Source organism: Aliiglaciecola lipolytica (assembly GCF_018860635.1).
Taxonomy (GTDB): Bacteria; Pseudomonadota; Gammaproteobacteria; order Enterobacterales; family Alteromonadaceae; genus Aliiglaciecola; species Aliiglaciecola lipolytica_A.
This window is the reverse complement of sequence record NZ_JAHKPT010000017.1, coordinates 31,556-47,871: the sequence shown is the minus strand read 5'-3', so window position 1 is coordinate 47,871 and position 16,316 is coordinate 31,556. Positions and strand designations below refer to the sequence as shown.

General features: G+C 41.1%; 17 protein-coding genes. 1 reads left to right on the top strand and 16 read right to left on the bottom strand.

Translation table 11 applies throughout. The features are described 5' to 3' along the window. Positions 1-3: 3 nt before the first annotated feature. The 11 genes from KO530_RS07060 to KO530_RS07010 form a co-directional block, all read right to left on the bottom strand. On the bottom strand, positions 4-267 hold the full coding sequence (locus tag KO530_RS07060) for a DoxX-like family protein (protein WP_354667867.1): 264 nt from the start codon (positions 265-267) through the stop codon (positions 4-6). 160 nt (positions 268-427) lie between these two features. Beyond that, positions 428-883 carry a hypothetical protein gene (locus KO530_RS07055; protein ID WP_216047714.1) on the bottom strand — a complete coding sequence of 152 codons (456 nt, stop codon included), beginning with the start codon at positions 881-883 and terminating at the stop codon, positions 428-430. A gap of 15 nt (positions 884-898) precedes the next feature. Beyond that, positions 899-1,318 (bottom strand): DUF1801 domain-containing protein, encoded by a 420-nt coding sequence (locus KO530_RS07050; RefSeq protein WP_252728966.1) that lies wholly within the window; start codon positions 1,316-1,318, stop codon positions 899-901. Between the two features lie 94 nt (positions 1,319-1,412). Then, on the bottom strand, positions 1,413-1,793 hold the full coding sequence (locus tag KO530_RS07045) for an STAS/SEC14 domain-containing protein (protein WP_216047907.1): 381 nt from the start codon (positions 1,791-1,793) through the stop codon (positions 1,413-1,415). Between the two features lie 266 nt (positions 1,794-2,059). After that, the gene (locus KO530_RS07040; protein WP_216047713.1) at positions 2,060-2,734 is read right to left on the bottom strand and encodes a 2OG-Fe(II) oxygenase; all 675 of its coding nucleotides are present in this window, start codon (positions 2,732-2,734) and stop codon (positions 2,060-2,062) included. A gap of 255 nt (positions 2,735-2,989) precedes the next feature. Beyond that, complete coding sequence (locus KO530_RS07035; RefSeq protein ID WP_216047712.1) at positions 2,990-3,559, bottom strand: hypothetical protein; 570 nt, start codon at positions 3,557-3,559, stop codon at positions 2,990-2,992. A gap of 54 nt (positions 3,560-3,613) precedes the next feature. Then, the gene (locus tag KO530_RS07030) at positions 3,614-4,336 is read right to left on the bottom strand and encodes a ZIP family metal transporter (RefSeq protein WP_216047711.1); all 723 of its coding nucleotides are present in this window, start codon (positions 4,334-4,336) and stop codon (positions 3,614-3,616) included. Positions 4,337-4,383: 47 nt separating this feature from the next. After that, on the bottom strand, positions 4,384-4,587 hold the full coding sequence (locus KO530_RS07025; protein ID WP_216047710.1) for a DUF3565 domain-containing protein: 204 nt from the start codon (positions 4,585-4,587) through the stop codon (positions 4,384-4,386). 382 nt (positions 4,588-4,969) lie between these two features. Continuing rightward, the gene (locus KO530_RS07020; protein WP_216047709.1) at positions 4,970-5,377 is read right to left on the bottom strand and encodes a VOC family protein; all 408 of its coding nucleotides are present in this window, start codon (positions 5,375-5,377) and stop codon (positions 4,970-4,972) included. Between the two features lie 64 nt (positions 5,378-5,441). After that, positions 5,442-5,705: an RNA recognition motif domain-containing protein gene (locus KO530_RS07015; protein WP_216047708.1), complete on the bottom strand. Its 264-nt coding sequence runs from the start codon at positions 5,703-5,705 to the stop codon at positions 5,442-5,444. A 153-nt stretch (positions 5,706-5,858) separates the two neighbouring features. Continuing rightward, complete coding sequence (locus KO530_RS07010) at positions 5,859-6,770, bottom strand: sensor domain-containing diguanylate cyclase (RefSeq protein ID WP_216047707.1); 912 nt, start codon at positions 6,768-6,770, stop codon at positions 5,859-5,861. Between the two features lie 386 nt (positions 6,771-7,156). Here KO530_RS07010 and KO530_RS07005 point away from each other — a divergent pair, with 386 nt between their 5' ends. After that, the gene (locus KO530_RS07005; RefSeq protein ID WP_216047706.1) at positions 7,157-9,511 is read left to right on the top strand and encodes a TonB-dependent receptor; all 2,355 of its coding nucleotides are present in this window, start codon (positions 7,157-7,159) and stop codon (positions 9,509-9,511) included. Positions 9,512-9,613: 102 nt separating this feature from the next. On the opposite strand, the gene KO530_RS07000 is transcribed toward KO530_RS07005, so the two are convergent. The 5 genes from KO530_RS07000 to dauA form a co-directional block, all read right to left on the bottom strand. Further along, positions 9,614-10,096, bottom strand: coding sequence for a DUF2165 family protein (locus KO530_RS07000; RefSeq protein WP_216047705.1), 483 nt, complete (start codon positions 10,094-10,096; stop codon positions 9,614-9,616). Between the two features lie 210 nt (positions 10,097-10,306). Next, positions 10,307-11,959 (bottom strand): sensor domain-containing diguanylate cyclase, encoded by a 1,653-nt coding sequence (locus KO530_RS06995; protein ID WP_216047704.1) that lies wholly within the window; start codon positions 11,957-11,959, stop codon positions 10,307-10,309. Continuing rightward, positions 11,956-12,402 carry a hypothetical protein gene (locus KO530_RS06990; protein ID WP_216047703.1) on the bottom strand — a complete coding sequence of 149 codons (447 nt, stop codon included), beginning with the start codon at positions 12,400-12,402 and terminating at the stop codon, positions 11,956-11,958. Before KO530_RS06990 ends, KO530_RS06995 begins: the two co-directional genes overlap by 4 nt. Further along, entirely contained in the window at positions 12,399-13,691 is a 1,293-nt protein-coding gene (locus KO530_RS06985) for a hypothetical protein (RefSeq protein ID WP_216047702.1), read from the bottom strand. Before KO530_RS06985 ends, KO530_RS06990 begins: the two co-directional genes overlap by 4 nt. A gap of 356 nt (positions 13,692-14,047) precedes the next feature. Next, positions 14,048-15,739, bottom strand: coding sequence for a C4-dicarboxylic acid transporter DauA (gene dauA / locus KO530_RS06980; protein ID WP_216047701.1), 1,692 nt, complete (start codon positions 15,737-15,739; stop codon positions 14,048-14,050). Positions 15,740-16,316: the final 577 nt, after the last annotated feature.

The following is a 16,316-nucleotide window of genomic DNA, read 5'->3' as shown; positions in this document are numbered from 1 at the left end:
TTACTATTCCATACTACTTCTGTGCACATTACATTCTCCACTTCCGGTTAATCTCGTCTGTTGCCGCGGAGTCTGTTGTAGCAACACAAAACTCAACACGATTAGTGGAATGTTTGTTGTCACTGGATTAAATGCTTCCACTAAAATTTGCGGAATGAAAATTAACGTGAATATCAACAAAGCTGCCAAATTAAGAGCGCTAAAGTAAATGAGTAACCTATTTTTGTAAAACAAAATCAAAGCAACCCCCAAAATTATCTCAGCCACACCGGCACATCGCGTAATTATTAAACTTTGCTGGGGGAAAACCCAAGGCTGGCTGTCATCAACATTTCCAACGGCGCAACATGCAACAGCTTAGGCACTAAGCCGTGATAAATCCAAGCCAAGCCTATGGTAAACCTAGCTAGTTGCACAACCGACACAGTTAACAACATTCAAACTGTTCAAAGCGTAATTTTTTACGATAAAGGTAGCTAGAAACCAGCAAAGGAAAAGGACAAATGAAGGCGAAAAGAGGATTGTAATCGATGAAAAATAACGTACACAACACGCAGCCAATGCCACCACAAATCAGGTGAAAACGATAAAAAGAAATACTCTCTTCGTAGGCATCAGGAAACACTAACTTTAACAGTAATTGGAATAGCCCCCAAATGCCAACTGAACTCAAAATAATACCAAAAACAATTAAATAACCAATCTCAAAACCACGACTGATCATTTCCATGCCAACGATAAAGCCAGAATCTATCACTGCGATCCATAGCGCAACAACCGCGCAAAAACCACAAAGAGATTCGAGCAAAAATAGGTTTTTCTTGGCTTTTTTCACCTTGACTGAGACTCGTTCATCAATTTCATCTGAATAAAATACTAACACGCAAATACTGTGTTTTTAACACCCTAACAAAGGCAGATGTTTAATTTTATGGTATTTAAGAGTGAGTGCTATGCAATGGTATAGCTCAGTTTCAGGCAATTCGAGAGCCAATGGCAACAAAATTGCTCGATTGCCAACAAACTGCAAGCGTCTGCAGTACAGTTCTTTAAAGGTTTCTATTAACTTAGTTTGGCAGTTAACATAAATGAAGATATTGTTTGGATCTTTAGGCTTCCAATCCATTCTTAGGGTACTACCGGTTTTGCTAAGGTAGCTCGGTTCTCCCCACTTCAACGTCTCTTCGAGGTATTTTACTTCGGGGGTATTAGTTGCCACACGTAAAATTAGGTCGCGTAAACATAACAACTGGTTGCGTGGTTTTTGTGGGTAACTATTGATTCGGTTTAGCACCGACTGCCCTTGCGTAAAGACCATATTGCTCCTGTACTCAGGTTAATTACCCACAAAAATGCAAATCAATTTCGCCACTTATGGTAAAACTAAAGGTGACTGTTTTTGTCACCTATACTTAAGGTTTTAACCATTCCATTGCGTCTTCAGGATTGTCAAAGTACTTTACTTCACCGGAAATAAACCAAGTGCCAATCTTCGCCGCATACTGTTGCCATTTTTTACTGCCATAAATAGCGATTTTGTTGAATTCATTGTTGTACTTTAAACCAATTTTGAAATCATCCCAAGCCGCCCTTAAATCCCAGCCTTCTAGTTCAGTTGCATCTATGAAGGCGTTAACTTTCGGATCTTTCACTTGGGTTAGCGCAGAGTCAATAAGTGGTGTGATAATTTCGTAATCTTCGTGAGTTAACTTTCCAACAATTTGCATGGATAGGAAAAAATTCTGTTCTACTCGTTCAATACCAATAGATAAGCCGTGTTTTTTAACTTTCATCATACTAATTCCTTATGCCCAGATTAAATTCAAATGCAGTCTCGTATTGCTGACTGCATTATCAAATTATACTCGCTATGAGGAATACATTTAGGCTTTCATGGACGTTTTCAAACCCATAACTTGATTGAAATCAAAAGAAACGAATTTAATTTTCGTCAACTTTTTAGATTCATCGAGTCAGTGCTACTGTAAGCTCAAAATTAACCTTCTTGTGATTGGATTGACGATGCTAGCCAGAGCAAAATCTGGATTGCACAAAAAACTTATAAAGGAGGATCCACTCGCTCAGAAACAGAAGTGTTGACTCGATACCATCCGGCAATTGAATAGCGATCACGTTGCGCTGGCAAAACTTCATGGGGAAAATCTTCACTTAAGAAAACCACTATGGTTCCCATCAACGGAACAACTTTAATCCCTTCAATGTCGTTATCGTCGGTAAACAGGACTAACTCACCACCGTCATCGATTGCCCAACCAGAATTAAGGTATGTCACTATTGATAACACACGCTGGGCTTCGCCTTTAAACGCATCATAATGACGTTTGTAATACATTCCGGGGGCATAATGCGCAAAGTGACTTTCAAACGAAAACAAACCAAGAAACAATCGGCTATTTAAATAGCGTTGTAGCTGGGCGGTCCAATTTAACCACTCAACTTCCTCTGGTGATTTTCCGGTGATCCAACAAATTTCGTCGGTTCTGACAAATTCATTTTTCAGGTAATCATTTCCTCGGCCAATGCCAGCAGCCTTAAAACGTTGCTCGTCCATTTTCAGCTGATATTGGCTCATGGAAGTGCAAAGCGCACTTGGTAACGCAACAGGTTTAATGCTGTACCCTTGGTGATATAAATCATCGGCAATAGCCGCAAACAAGGTTTCGTCAAAACCACTGTTATCACTTTTCAGAACCAAAGATTGGATGGCGCTCACGTTTGTTACCTTACAAAAGCCTAATTAATTTAAATTGAAAGAAAATGGATGATTATCTGGAGATGCAAAATGCAAAAAAACGCCAATTAACGCTTAAAATCTGTGCAATACTCGCCAGGGTGGCGAGTATACGACCATTTGAACATTTTACTAAGTTTATTATTTATCTAAAACGTAATTACCGCTTACGCACCAATTATAAGCCTGTAACGACATAGCAGTAGCGCGTTTTTTTATAGGGTTTAGAGTAGGTCTTTAAGAACAATTAGCCACTACCGAGCGCGCCTCTTGCCAAGCAGTGTCGGCATCAAAATCTTCAATAAGACCATTGCTGTGTTTTTGTTCTGTAAACGAGCCTATGCCATGTTGGATCATGTAAGTGGGTATATAGGTAGGCTTCCCTAGTTTTTTCAGATGTTTACAAGTAGCAGAATTATTCGATGTTTTCTGCATTATGTAAGTTAATAGTTCATTCAAGGTTTGTTGTTCATGGTCGCCAAAGGAATTCATTCTCAATACCATAATTGCTTGGTGGCCAGAACGATCTGCAACTCTACGAGTATCAAAATAACCATAGCTCATAGCCACTAAATATAGATCTGACGCCTTATCAAATTCATCCTCTTCAATGCACTCTGTTAAACCTAAAAATAGATCGGCAGGCGTGTGCGACGAATTTACATCATCAATGCCCACGCAACCTAGCGCAGTGGATGATTGCAAATTACCTTGCGTTTCATAATTCACGGTTTGGGTTGGAGAGGTTGGCTGACAAGCTGCCAAACATAATAACAATACACATGTGGCTAGTCTTTTAATTTTCATGCACGACTTCTTTTAAAATGAATATTAGATGATCTCAGAATACCAGAGTGACAGTTAGCTACTAGTCACCAACATGTCACTAAAAAGTGCCAAGCAGAAACCAACTACAGCTCCTAGTGGCGGTGCCCAGTGTTTAGCCAAACGTGATTGTGGTCCAATATCTTGAAAAATAATATACAAAATTCCACCTGAGGCAAACAACATAATTGCGCCTAAAATTGCTTCATAATCTGATAAAAAAACGTAACCGATAATCCCAGCAATAGGCCCCAATGGAATTAATGCACTCATGGTTAAAAGGGTTTTAAAAGATTTGTTGCCGTTGTTATGGTTAATTTCTCGGTAGCTATTAAAACCTTCAGGCAAATTTTGTAAACCAATGAACAATGCTAACAAAGGTGCCACTGGGGAACCCAGCGCAACTAAACCGCCTAGTGCAATTGCTTCGGGAATATAATCCAACATCATTCCCAGTAACTGCGGTGAATCATGCTTTTTCAAGCCGAGTTGCTTTTCAACAATAAAAAAAGCCACTCCGCCGAGTAACACAATCGGGATAGAGAACATAGAATGGCCCATACTGGCAATGCCTTCAGGCACTAATACAACTGACACCGCACCGAGTAAAATGCCACCGCCAAAAGCAATCACACCATGGCGTACTTCGCGCTCAATCCAAAGCGGGCGAATATGGTCAAAGCTAGCCAAAATTCCACCGATGAGAATACAACTCCCCGATAAACCGGTAAGTAAGATGATTGTTAGTATTTCAGACATTAAATTCCCACCCAGCAACTAAGATGAAACTATGATAGCAGTATTTTTTAGTTGTCTTTAGGTTCACCTCGATCACATTTTTTGCAATCCAACATAAAACCCAGTTTGGCATTCCTTCCTGACGCTGTTTCTACCCAAGGTCTATTGGCCCAAGGCGGGGTGTGTCTGACGTGCTGATTGTGACCACAATCAAGTTCGGCAACCCAATGCTTTTGTTCGTCTTTATGATAACCCTTGATAGCCTGTTTCATGGTTTTATGTAATTTAGTAATAATCTGTTAAGTAAAGCAGTTAAATCGCCATTAAACCAATCCCGCCTAGCAACATAATTGCATAGTATTTGCCCCAGAAGGAAAATAAGACAATAACCAGAAATACACAAAAGCAGCCAAACTCAAAATTAGGCTTAAAAAAAGCGCATGCCAAATAGCAGCAGTGGAAATAAAACTAATAATAGATAGCGGCACAACGAATAATAAAGTGGGAGGAACGGGTTTTGCTACGACATCATGTAACGATAACGCAGCAAGCAGTAAAAAGATTTTAACCATCAAAAACAAATGAAATGCATCCTGTGCTCATTATCGAGTTAAACAAATCACCGCATTTGTCGGCTTTACATCATCGATTATCTCAATCTGTTTTAACCTGAATAAGATCGAATTTATTTCCATACAAATCTTGAAACACCACAACAGTGCCATAAGGTTCTTCGCGCGGCTGTTCATCAAAGACAACGCCTTTGGATTGCATTTTTTGATAATCTCGCCAAAAATCATTGGTTTGTATAATCAAAAAAACGCTGTCGCCAGCTTGATTTCCCATAGCAGCAAGCTGTTGCTCTGACTCTGCTTTGAGCAACAACAAACTTGAGCTGGTTGAATCTCTTGGCGATATCTGAACAAATCGTTTACCGTCACCAATATCGACATTTTGAATAACGTCAAATTCTAATTTATCAGTATAAAAATCAATAGCATTCGCGTAACTATCTACCAATAAAGCCACGCTGCTAATATGCTGTTTAACTGACTGACTCATTCATTACATCCAGTTTGTTTTAAAAAATAACCGCTGAGGAAAGCTAGATAACAGCTCAAATTACTTATTCGGATGGATCGGCAACGCTTTTATCTTCGGCTTTTTTGACCCGTATTTTATTGCCACCCAGATTTTTATAATTTAGGTTTTGAATCGCAGCCTTAGCCTCTCTAGCGTTAGCCATTTCCACAAAACCAAACCCTTTTGATTCGCCGCTCACTTTGTCGATCACCAAAGTACAAGAACCAACTGTTCCAAATTCTTGAAATAATTCTTTTAATTCATTTTCTGAGGTACTACGGACTAGATTACGTACTAATATTTTCATGTATATTTCCTAAAAGCGCTGTTGATTGAGGATTCGCTTTAATATCTCGATTTTAAAGCGTAATACTTTGCAGAATAGCAAAACTCTATATTCAGCTAGGCTAATTAGGCAAAAAGTCGATAAATTATAACACTTATAATGAAAAACAGGGGGTTAAAAAGAAATTTGGTTTCTTCCATTCTCTTTGGCCAAATACAGTAATTGATCGGTTCGACGAATAAACTCGCTCACATTATTATCATCATTGGGATAAATTGAGTGCAATCCAATACTGGCCGTTAACATCGAACATATAGGTGAATTTTCGTTAGCTATGTTGAGCGAACGAATTTGCTCCAGTAACTCGTTAACTAATGGCTTAGCTTGCTGCAAATTTGTATCTCCATATACGAGTGCAAACTCTTCTCCGCCATAACGAGCGCACATATCGCTTGGTCTTTTAGCAAACTTTTGAAGTATCTTACCAATTGATTTTAAACAGCTATCTCCAACTTGATGTCCATAGCTATCATTTAATAATTTGAAATAATCTAGATCGATTATCGCAAGACAAATTGGCATGCCATGTCGATGACATCGCTCCCATTCATTTTCTATAAATTCATTAAAATAACGACGATTAGCGATACCAGTTAATTCATCAATACGCGAAAGGTTTAACACCTCTTCTTCAGCTAACTTTCGTTCTGTAATATTTTGATGGGTGATAACAAAGTAGGAAACTCCAGATATGTTAAAAGGAGATACTCGCATCATAAACCAGCGTGGCTCATCAGGACTATGGCAAGGATATTCTAAATAAAAAAGAGATGAACGTTGCTCGATAACGCTTCTAATACCGTTGCCAGCATTAGTCCCAAATTCATCTCCAACCGCCGACGCTTTATCGCAAACATCTAAATAATTAACTCCACGCCAATCATTGCCAACCGAACACGCATTATTGTTGCCAAACGCAGACCAGCTTTTATTGACGTATTTAATCTCACCTGCGTCATCAATAACAACAATATGTTCAGTGATTGTATCAAGAACTAAGCTTAAAAATTCAAATGAATTTTCCACTCTCTACTCCAAGGGTTATTGATAATTGCGCTTTCATTTTTACTGCTAGGTTTTCGCTGATAATAAGTGTTTTTTTCTAACGCCTCTAAAGTTTTCACGATTAAATAATTAGAAAACTCATAGGCTTAAAATCAATATTCAAGTAGCGAGATTAGTAGCCTACATAGAGTATCACAAAGCAGCTTATTTCAGCGCTTATCTAAATAAAATCACGCTTTATTTGCGCGAATTGACCGCAACCACTGCGACAAGATGAATTTATGAATTTTATATTAAATTCAACAGTTTAAGACATACCATTATAGCCTTTTTTAATGCAAGTGATATAATTAGCCGTCTTCTAATTGGATGACCAACTTAAGATAAACGTCAATCTTGGAAACCTTATGACAACGCACAAAGCAACAAACACTCACTTTCGCAAAAAAGCAATTACCCTAGCAGTGGCCAGTACCTTTATTGCCACTTCAGGATCAGCACTACTCTCATCTCATGCCTATGCACAAACAACAAATGCACAAGCAGATGCTTTGGAAGTCATTACCGTCACGGCTCGTAAAAAAGTCGAATCAATACAAGATATCCCAGGGGTTGTTAATGTACTTGATGGCAAACAACTTAGAGCTAATGGTACAGCTGATGCCCAAGCGTTAGCCCTAAATACTCCAGGACTAATATACAGTGAAACCTACGCTGGGGCGTCATCTCCTAGAATCACCATTCGTGGTGTAGGTGATGATGACTTTAATCCAAACGGCTCATCATCTGCCGCTATTCATGTAAATGGTGTTTACCAAGGTACCAATGGCTTGTTAAACGGTCAGTACTTCGATATTGATAGAGTAGAAGTATTAAAAGGCCCACAGGGTACCCTATACGGACGTAACGCGACCGCTGGTGCAGTGAACATTTTAACTAATCGTCCCGATGTTGATTTTGGTGGCTACGTTGATTTAGATGTTGGTAATTACGGCCTATTTCGCGGTGAAGGCGCTGTGGATATTCCTATTTCTGAAGACTTCCTAGTTCGTATCGCTGGTCTGTATGAATCATCTGACGGTTTTTATGAGCACTTAGGTACCGGCCCAGGAACTGGATATACCTACGCAGAAGGCACAATTGCGCCGCAAGAAAGTGTAGCGGCTCAAGGCGACTGGGGCGGGGCCGATCGTATTTCAGCTCGTGTAACTGCTGAATGGACGGTTTCAGACAGCACATTGGTGACAGCTAAAGTCACTATGGGAGAAGATAACTCTGAATTAGCTATCCCGGATGTCACCGTGGATAACTGGGCGGAGTATGCAAGCACATCAGCGTTCTTTTTAAACCCACAAGATCCTGCACTTATTGAATTTGCCAATGCCTTAGACAACGACCCTTTCACTGTCTATTCCAATATGCTACCTAAATTAGATTCAGATCAGTTTGGCGCAAACCTGCAAATTGAACACGAGTTTTCAACGGATATGACGGGAACTGTTTTAATTGGCTATGAGTCACTTGACCGTGATTACACAACCTCTGACAACCTACCATTTGCAGTTGCTGATTATTTATTCAGAAATGAATTTTCACAATTTACGATTGAAGCTCGACTAGCTGGGAGCTATTCAGAAAACCTTAACTGGTTGCTTGGCGCTTTCGCCTTGCAAGATGAAGTCGACTTTGGCACTAACTTATTGTTCTTAAACTCTGGATTGTGGCAAACCGACGTGCAGACAGATTATATTCAAGAACGTGATTCTTTTGGCCTGTTTGCCTCATCAGACTGGACCCCAGTAGATTGGTTTACGTTAGAAACGGGCATTCGTTATTCATCAGATGAAGTCACATTCGAAGGACAGACTCAAAACCTAGACCCTTATGGTGTTTACGGTACTGCACCGACATTTTTCCCTGCAGGTGACGTGTATATTGGTGTGCCAATTGATCCACTATCTCCACTGATGTTTGATGAATCTTTGGATGACAGTGAAGTAACGTGGAAAATTAGCAGTATATTTACGCCGGCACAGCAATGGCGACTATATGCAACAATTAGCACTGGTTACAAAGCAGGTGGCTTTGACGGTTCAACCATATTGACACCCGAAGAAGCTCTGCCGATTGATTCTGAAACCTTGATTGCCTATGAGCTAGGTTCGAAGTATCGTTCAACTGACGGCTTGCTCTCTGCAGAAGCCAACCTGTTCTATTATGACTTTTCTGATTACCAGTCTACGGCAACGTTATTCGTAGCAGGAGCCAGTACCAATGTTCGCGCTAATGTATCAGATGCCACAATCAAAGGCGCTGAATTTGCTCTTACTTTATCGCCAATTGATGGATTAGATATTCGTGCAGGTGCAGCGTTTGTTGAATCGGAAATCGATAACTTCCAAGGTGAAGATGCAACTATTGAAGGCAATGACTTACCGTTTTCTCCAGATGTGTCTTGGAATATAGCTGTAGTTTATGCGACAGCCATCGACGATAACTTTACTCTGCGTACACAAATTGACGCGAGCAATACTGGTGAGCACTACCAAACCATCAACAACAATGATCAGGTCGACTCTTACACTGTAACAAATGCGCGCATAGCGTTGGAAACAGAAGATTGGGAAGTGGCATTGTGGGTAAGAAACCTGGCCGATGAAGACTACAATGTTGGCTTCTTTCCGACCACAGGATTATCTCCAGATACCTTCTTAAAGGGTGCTCCTCGTACCTTTGGTGTGAACATGTTAATGCATTTCTAAAAAACACCATGGATACCAAAATCAACTGCTGATTTAGGTGCATCATTAACAAGGCGATATGACATTTCATATCGCCTTTTTTATACTCCGCCGAAGCTAACGTTAATCCTTTAAAGCGACAAAAATAGCGATTAAAGAGATCATCCCAGCATAACGAAAAGCCGAGCCTAATACCGGCACCAACATCGACTCTGAACGCCACAATTCAAACCAGCTTTCAGCAATAATAATGAAGCCACCGAACAACATAATAATAGCCACAGCACACCCTGTGAGCGCAATTTGTTTTGCTGCGTTGAACACCGTACTGTTGGCATTATGCGCTCTCCACATGCGAATTGAACCCAGCGTACACATAACGCCAGTAGTCAATTTTGCCCCCAAAATTAACAGTGCGCCAATCCAAATAACCAAGGTATTTGAGGTGGCTTGCCAGCTTTCAGTGCCACCAGTAACAGTTACCATCGAAGTCGCAGCCCCGACAGCGGCCAATGTACCGTCCCAATCTATTAGGTTGTGAAAAGACCCAACAAACCCCCAAAGTGCAACCGTAAGAATCATGATCGATTTTGCTCGTCTGAGCATAAACATCCCTCCCGCAATTTGTCATTACTTTCCCTACGACCATCTGACATTGTTCACTTTCGCATTTACACTTAACGCCTGCAGATATGCGTAGATCATTTTTAAAGCTTAGTCCAAATTAGGAAAAATCCAAAAATAGCGAGCACAGATTAGATTGAAAGGGAAATCATCAGCTTGGAAGGAAATAGCGGCTTAACAAGCGAATACTTTTTAAAGAATTTTGGGGTAGGCCATAGCATAAGTGTTTTTGCCTGTGCGTTTAACTTTATACATACTAGCGTCGGCCATATCGAGCAACGTTACGCGGTCAAGTGAATGTATTGGAGCACAAGCGATACCAATACTTGCTCCCACATGCACTTTGGTGCCATCTTTTAAAACAATTGGAGCACATACGGAAGCCATGATGCTGTCTGCTACTATCGTTAAAGCGTCATCACTTGGACCTATATCACGCAAGGCAACAACAAATTCGTCACCGCCTAGCCTTCCAACCAAATCAGTTGATCGACGCACCGCGTTTTTCATTCGCAAAGCACATTCAATTAATACTTTATCACCCGCTTCATGACCGTATCGATCATTGATCTGCTTAAAGCCATCAAGGTCGATACACATAACACTCACAGCGGTAGCATTAGTCCGGCATTCTTCCAAAAACCGCTCGATAATAGCATGACTTGAGGCGCGATTATTCAGCCCGGTCAGAGCATCATGATCAGCTTGATAACGCACCGCGGTTTCGACACTCTTACGCTCGGTGATATCATACATAACACCTTCGGTCGTTATTGCCCTTAGGGTATCCGTTACCGAAGGACCAGCATGAACCGATATCAAACAATGTACCCAACGGCGCACATCGCCTTTTTGCACCAATTCAAGATCGCCTGACACCGTTTCACCAGTGCGAATAGATTCTTGCACCATTGCACGAACTTTGTCTGGTTGACCAAAAACCCGCTCAATAAAGTTATCATGTTTGAGCTGCTGCATCCCTGATAATGACATACCGACAACTTTTGACACCGTTGGATTGCTATTGATCAACAAACCATTTTGGTCTAAAACAAAAATCCCCGCACTACTGGAATCGAATATTTGACGATATTGTGATTCCATTAATTCTATTTCGTGGCGTAATTCTCGCTCCCGAGTCAATGCAACTGTATTCGAGTCTAGCAACTCATTAGCACTATTAATCAATATGCCGATCTCATCTCCACGATGCAGCGAAGGAGTCTCTAAACGCTCACTAGTGCCAGGCGACATTATTCGTAATTGCTCAGCCAAGCGTGTAATAGGGCGTGAAACCAAAGCGGCTACAACCGCGTAGATAAGAATAGCCACTAATGCTGTTTGCCCAACCATCATCCAAGCCAAGGTTAATGCTTCTTGTTTCGCAACCTTAGCGATTTGGTCTTGGTGGGCATAAATAAGCAAAAATCCAACGATTTCCTTTTCATCAAAAGGAGAGTATAAGACTTGTTTTACATAGGTATTTCGAGTGGTATCCAGATTATTTAAAGCGCGGGGTTCGGCCTGCGGATTTTGCGCCAATATATCGCCATCGGCAGACTCAACCTGCACCAAAGCAACCAAAGAATTACGGGCTAACCCATTAACCACTTCAGCCAATAACACAGAATCTGATGCAAACGCGCCAATAGCAACGGTTTTTTCAACAGCTTGAGCAAGATCCGTAAGGGTAGCTTGACTGGTCGAAATTCCGCGCTTTTCACCTAAATGATAAGCAAATAAACCTGCTGCAATCGAAAAAATTACAGCGCCCAAAATGATGATTAGCAGAAGGCGAGTTTGTAGACCTGCGAAAACGCCAAATCCGCGTTTAGTATCATTCAAGGAAGCTCCTTAAGGACCAATATTGCTCGCAATGAATCATCTTCTGGCGCTTCGCTTAACCAACCGATTCCACTTGGATTACGCTTGAGTATATCAATCATTGCTTTTTCGTTAGGCAAAGGTTGTGGCGGCATACTCTGACCTGAAAACATCAAACGAGACCAGTAACTGTTAACTTGTGCCATGCTCCACCCTGTTAGCGCTTTATAAAAAGCCGCACTATTAGGATCGTCTCGAGGTAAATCAAAAACCAATGCAAAATCGCCGTTTGAAAAGCCTCGACTGCGTCCCATGAAAAGGTTTACCACCTCTTTTTTTGTCATGTTTTGTTGAGGATTATTAGCGTTCACTACAATATAGAAGTCTGCATGCGCCAGTTTGCCAAACAAAATGAGCAGCATGAACAACGAATAGCGTAATGTTGTTTTAATTAACCCGTTCAAAATACAAAATCCAATAGCACACTGTAGACGTCTGCGTTAGCTGATTCGAATGTACCATTTGTCCACAATCTGGCCCCGTATTCATCGATACTAACCTGATCCCATTGTATTTTTAACGCCATGTCATGACGGAAATCCCAGCGACCGCCCAACGAAAATGTGTGCTGATTAGCGCCAGAACTATTTACCGCAATTGCTGATGCAGAGGCTAAAGCTTGAGCTTGAAATGCACCTGTCTCACCGATAATAGGCGTCAGAGGTGTTGCCCAATCAGGAGTAGAAACGGGTAATTTTGGCGTAGAAATACGGCTATAGCCTGCAAAAAAGGTCACTGCACCAATTCGTCTTCCAAAACCTACATATCCAGCAGTAAGACGAGTAGATGGATGGCCTGTAACCTTCGTCAATTCAAAGGTCCACAACCAATCCAATGAGTCATAATTCATCGCAAAAGAATGATAAATCCCATGGGAATCGCTGCTGTCTAACCTAGATTGAAAACTTTCCACTTGGCTTACAATTTGAGGAATTGGCAGGGCTGTCAATGAGTTGAGCCCGTCGAGTAAAGGCACCAAGGGCGCAGGGTTATCGTCTAGACCCGCATAGGCAAGTCCAAGACGTAACGTTAATCCATTGGATTCGCGAGACACCGTGAGTCCGTAAATCGGCTTCACTGAAGTCCGGCCGTCAAAGGCCAAGTCTCCACTATGTGAACGCCCAGCATAGGCCTTAAAACGCCAAAAACTATCGTCGAATTGCATATCTTTGTTGATATCAATACCGTCTAGTGAGTGTGGTAAAGAACCATAAAATTCCACTGGCGGGCGTGCAAACGGATAAGCAAAACCAACGTTGCGATAATCTGCCGATAAAAATGCGTCTATATTGACCCGTCCGACTCGCATGGTTAAATCGGCTAAAGGTCGGTACGCCGCAAACGCCCATTCAATGGCATCACTTGCTGGAGCATTACTAGAGCGTCGCTTCAAAACAAATTGACCGACCAACTCAAACTGCGCATTTGGCGCATAGTTAAACTGCAGGCCCAATCGAGAATCAATATCTCCACGAAAGTCACCATCGTTGGCTGGTTGAGAAATATCTCGCCTAAAACCCCAGTCGCCAGGTCCATCGACGTTGGTAACTCCCAAAGTTCCAAAACCACTGATCCGCAGAGCAGAACCCGTTCCTTGATTAGATTGTGCGATTACACTAGTGGTAGACAAACACAACGTAACTAAACATAAAGAACGTAGTACTAAATATTTATAAAATTTAAATCTGAACATCAAAACGCTCTCTCGACAGAAAAACTCTTCAAACCGATGATTATATTTATGAGTGGATTTTTCTGACAAAAGGCAATCAGACAAATGTTAGGTGAATATGGTTTTAACAATGCAAGCATGTATAAAATCTCGTTACTATCCTTTAACTCAACAAACCTATACATTCAGAATAGCACAAGAAAAAATATGGGATAAAAATATTCCAAATAATCATACTAAAGTATGACCTTTTTAATTCGCGCCATGCTTTTGTTTAACTACGCCTTACCTATAGTATTTTTAGAATACCAAGGCTCAAAATGTACTAACATCTTTTGTCCATTTTGAGCCCATTTGAAGGGAATAATAACCTGAGGTTAGGCAGGCATTTTGCGGGCTAATTCAAAACTGTCGTTGAGGGTTCTTGAAAATGCCACCTTGCCGATTTTTTTCCTAATCCCTGCACGTCTAAGTTTTAAAATCATGCGTGGCTGCAAACTATTAATGATTAATCCAATATTTTTTTGCTGTAAATCATTGGCGATGGACTCCATGGCCACAATCGCACTCATATCCAGCAGCGTAACTTCAGACATATCGAGGATCACAACCCGCACATCAGGCCGAACGGAAGCAATGGTTTTCAGTGCTTTATGTGCCGAACCAAAAAACAATGCACCGTTAATATCATATACGACCGTATTGTCGGGCATGTCATAGTCCCCGTGGTCGGCCTCAATCTGAGAAGTTTGCGTAAGACTTATGCTTCTTCTTATGAACAGCATTGCCGCTAATCCAATACCTACGCCCACAGCAATCGTCATATCAAACAATACAGTAAGCAGAAAACACAAAACCAAAACAACTACATCATCTCTAGGAGCAATTTTTAAGGTCCGAATAAAATATTTAGCCTCACTCATATTCCACGCAACCATCAATAACAATGCGGCCATGGATGCCATAGGAATATACGACAACAAAGGAGTTAAAAGTAGGATGCTAAGTAAGATGAACAAGCCATGGACAACTGAAGATAGCGGCAAGCTTCCTCCAGTTTTAACGTTCGCTGCGGTACGGGCAATAGCTGCTGTAGCAGGTAACCCACCAAATAATGGAGCGATAATATTACCAATACCTTGACCGATAAGTTCATCATTTGAATTGTGTTTTTTGCCCGACATTCCGTCGGCAACAACGGCACATAATAAGGATTCAAGTGCACCCAATATAGCGATAGTTATCGCTGATGGGAGCAACAATCTAACCAATTCAAAACTGATCCCGATAGGCGCACCATTCGCTCCAGGTAAATTCCAAGGCCAATCGAAGGACGGTAGAATAGGAGGAATACCGTTTCCTACAATGCCATTGATATCAAACGAGAAGCGACTACCAATAGTGGCAACAGAAAAGTCAGCTACATACAAACTGAGTAACCAAGCGGTAAAACTGGCTATCAGTAAGGCAACCAAGTGCCCTGGAATTTTAGAACGAAACTTTGGCCATACTAACAACACCGTTAAAGTTAAAATGCCAATTAGGGTTTCTTGCCATGCAAGAGTAGGCAATGCCATAAAGATAGTGGTTAACTTATCAAGATAGTGACCGTCGAGAGATTCAATCCTGAGCCCCAAAAAGTCACCAATTTGAAAGGTGGCAATCACCACGCTAATGCCTGAAGTGAAGCCAACGATCACTGGATAGGGCACGATTTCAATGAGTTTTCCAAACTTCCCTACCCCCATCAGAACAAGGATGAAGCCTGCCATAAACCCACTAACCAGCAACCCGCCTAAGCCAAACTGTTGCACTATCGGCAACAAAATAACCACGAAAGCGGCTGTTGGACCAGAAATATTAACTTTAGAGCCACCCATTAAGGCAATAATGACACCTGCCACTATTGCGGTATACAGACCGTGCTGTGGTGGTACGCCACTGGCGATGGCCAACGCCATAGAAAGGGGAAGAGCAATAACACCAACGGTTAAGCCGGCCAGAACGTTAGCCTGAATCTCATGGTAAGACGGTTTACTTTGTATCGATTTTCTAAGTGCAGATAGCATTTGGGACCTGATTTAAGTTGTGCTCTAACGAGACTCTAGAAAAAGTCGTTAAATTACAGTCATATCACGCATTCACGTAATTAATTTGATACAAAATCAGCGAGCCTGTTGAGGGCAGGACTTTGGTGGCAATAAGTTCGAGAAAATAGATGCCCGATCAACTCAGTAAGGACACATTAAAGGTCACATTGAATTAATTTAGTCTCTTTTAATGCTGGAGGGATATGACTATGACCCAGTTTGAAGAGCACTCGAGCTGAACCATGCTTGTACAGCAATACTCTGTGGAATATTCACCATACAATTTTATGCTCGATTTACCACTACTTTAGTTTTCTGTCCAATTCCTAAAAGCGCTTTTACGCTGATATCAATATCGTACGTTGAACGTGAAACCAACTTTTTCTGCTCATTTGAGCTGTTTAAGTGTTTTTTAGTCTATTTAGTTTTGAACTAAGTAGACTCAGACAACAAACCTGTAGTCTGGCTAAATTATACTCTAAAACCCAATGCTGGAGCAAAAAAAATTGGCTAAAAACCATTAAAAAAAAGTGAAAAATCACATAATTTTTAATCC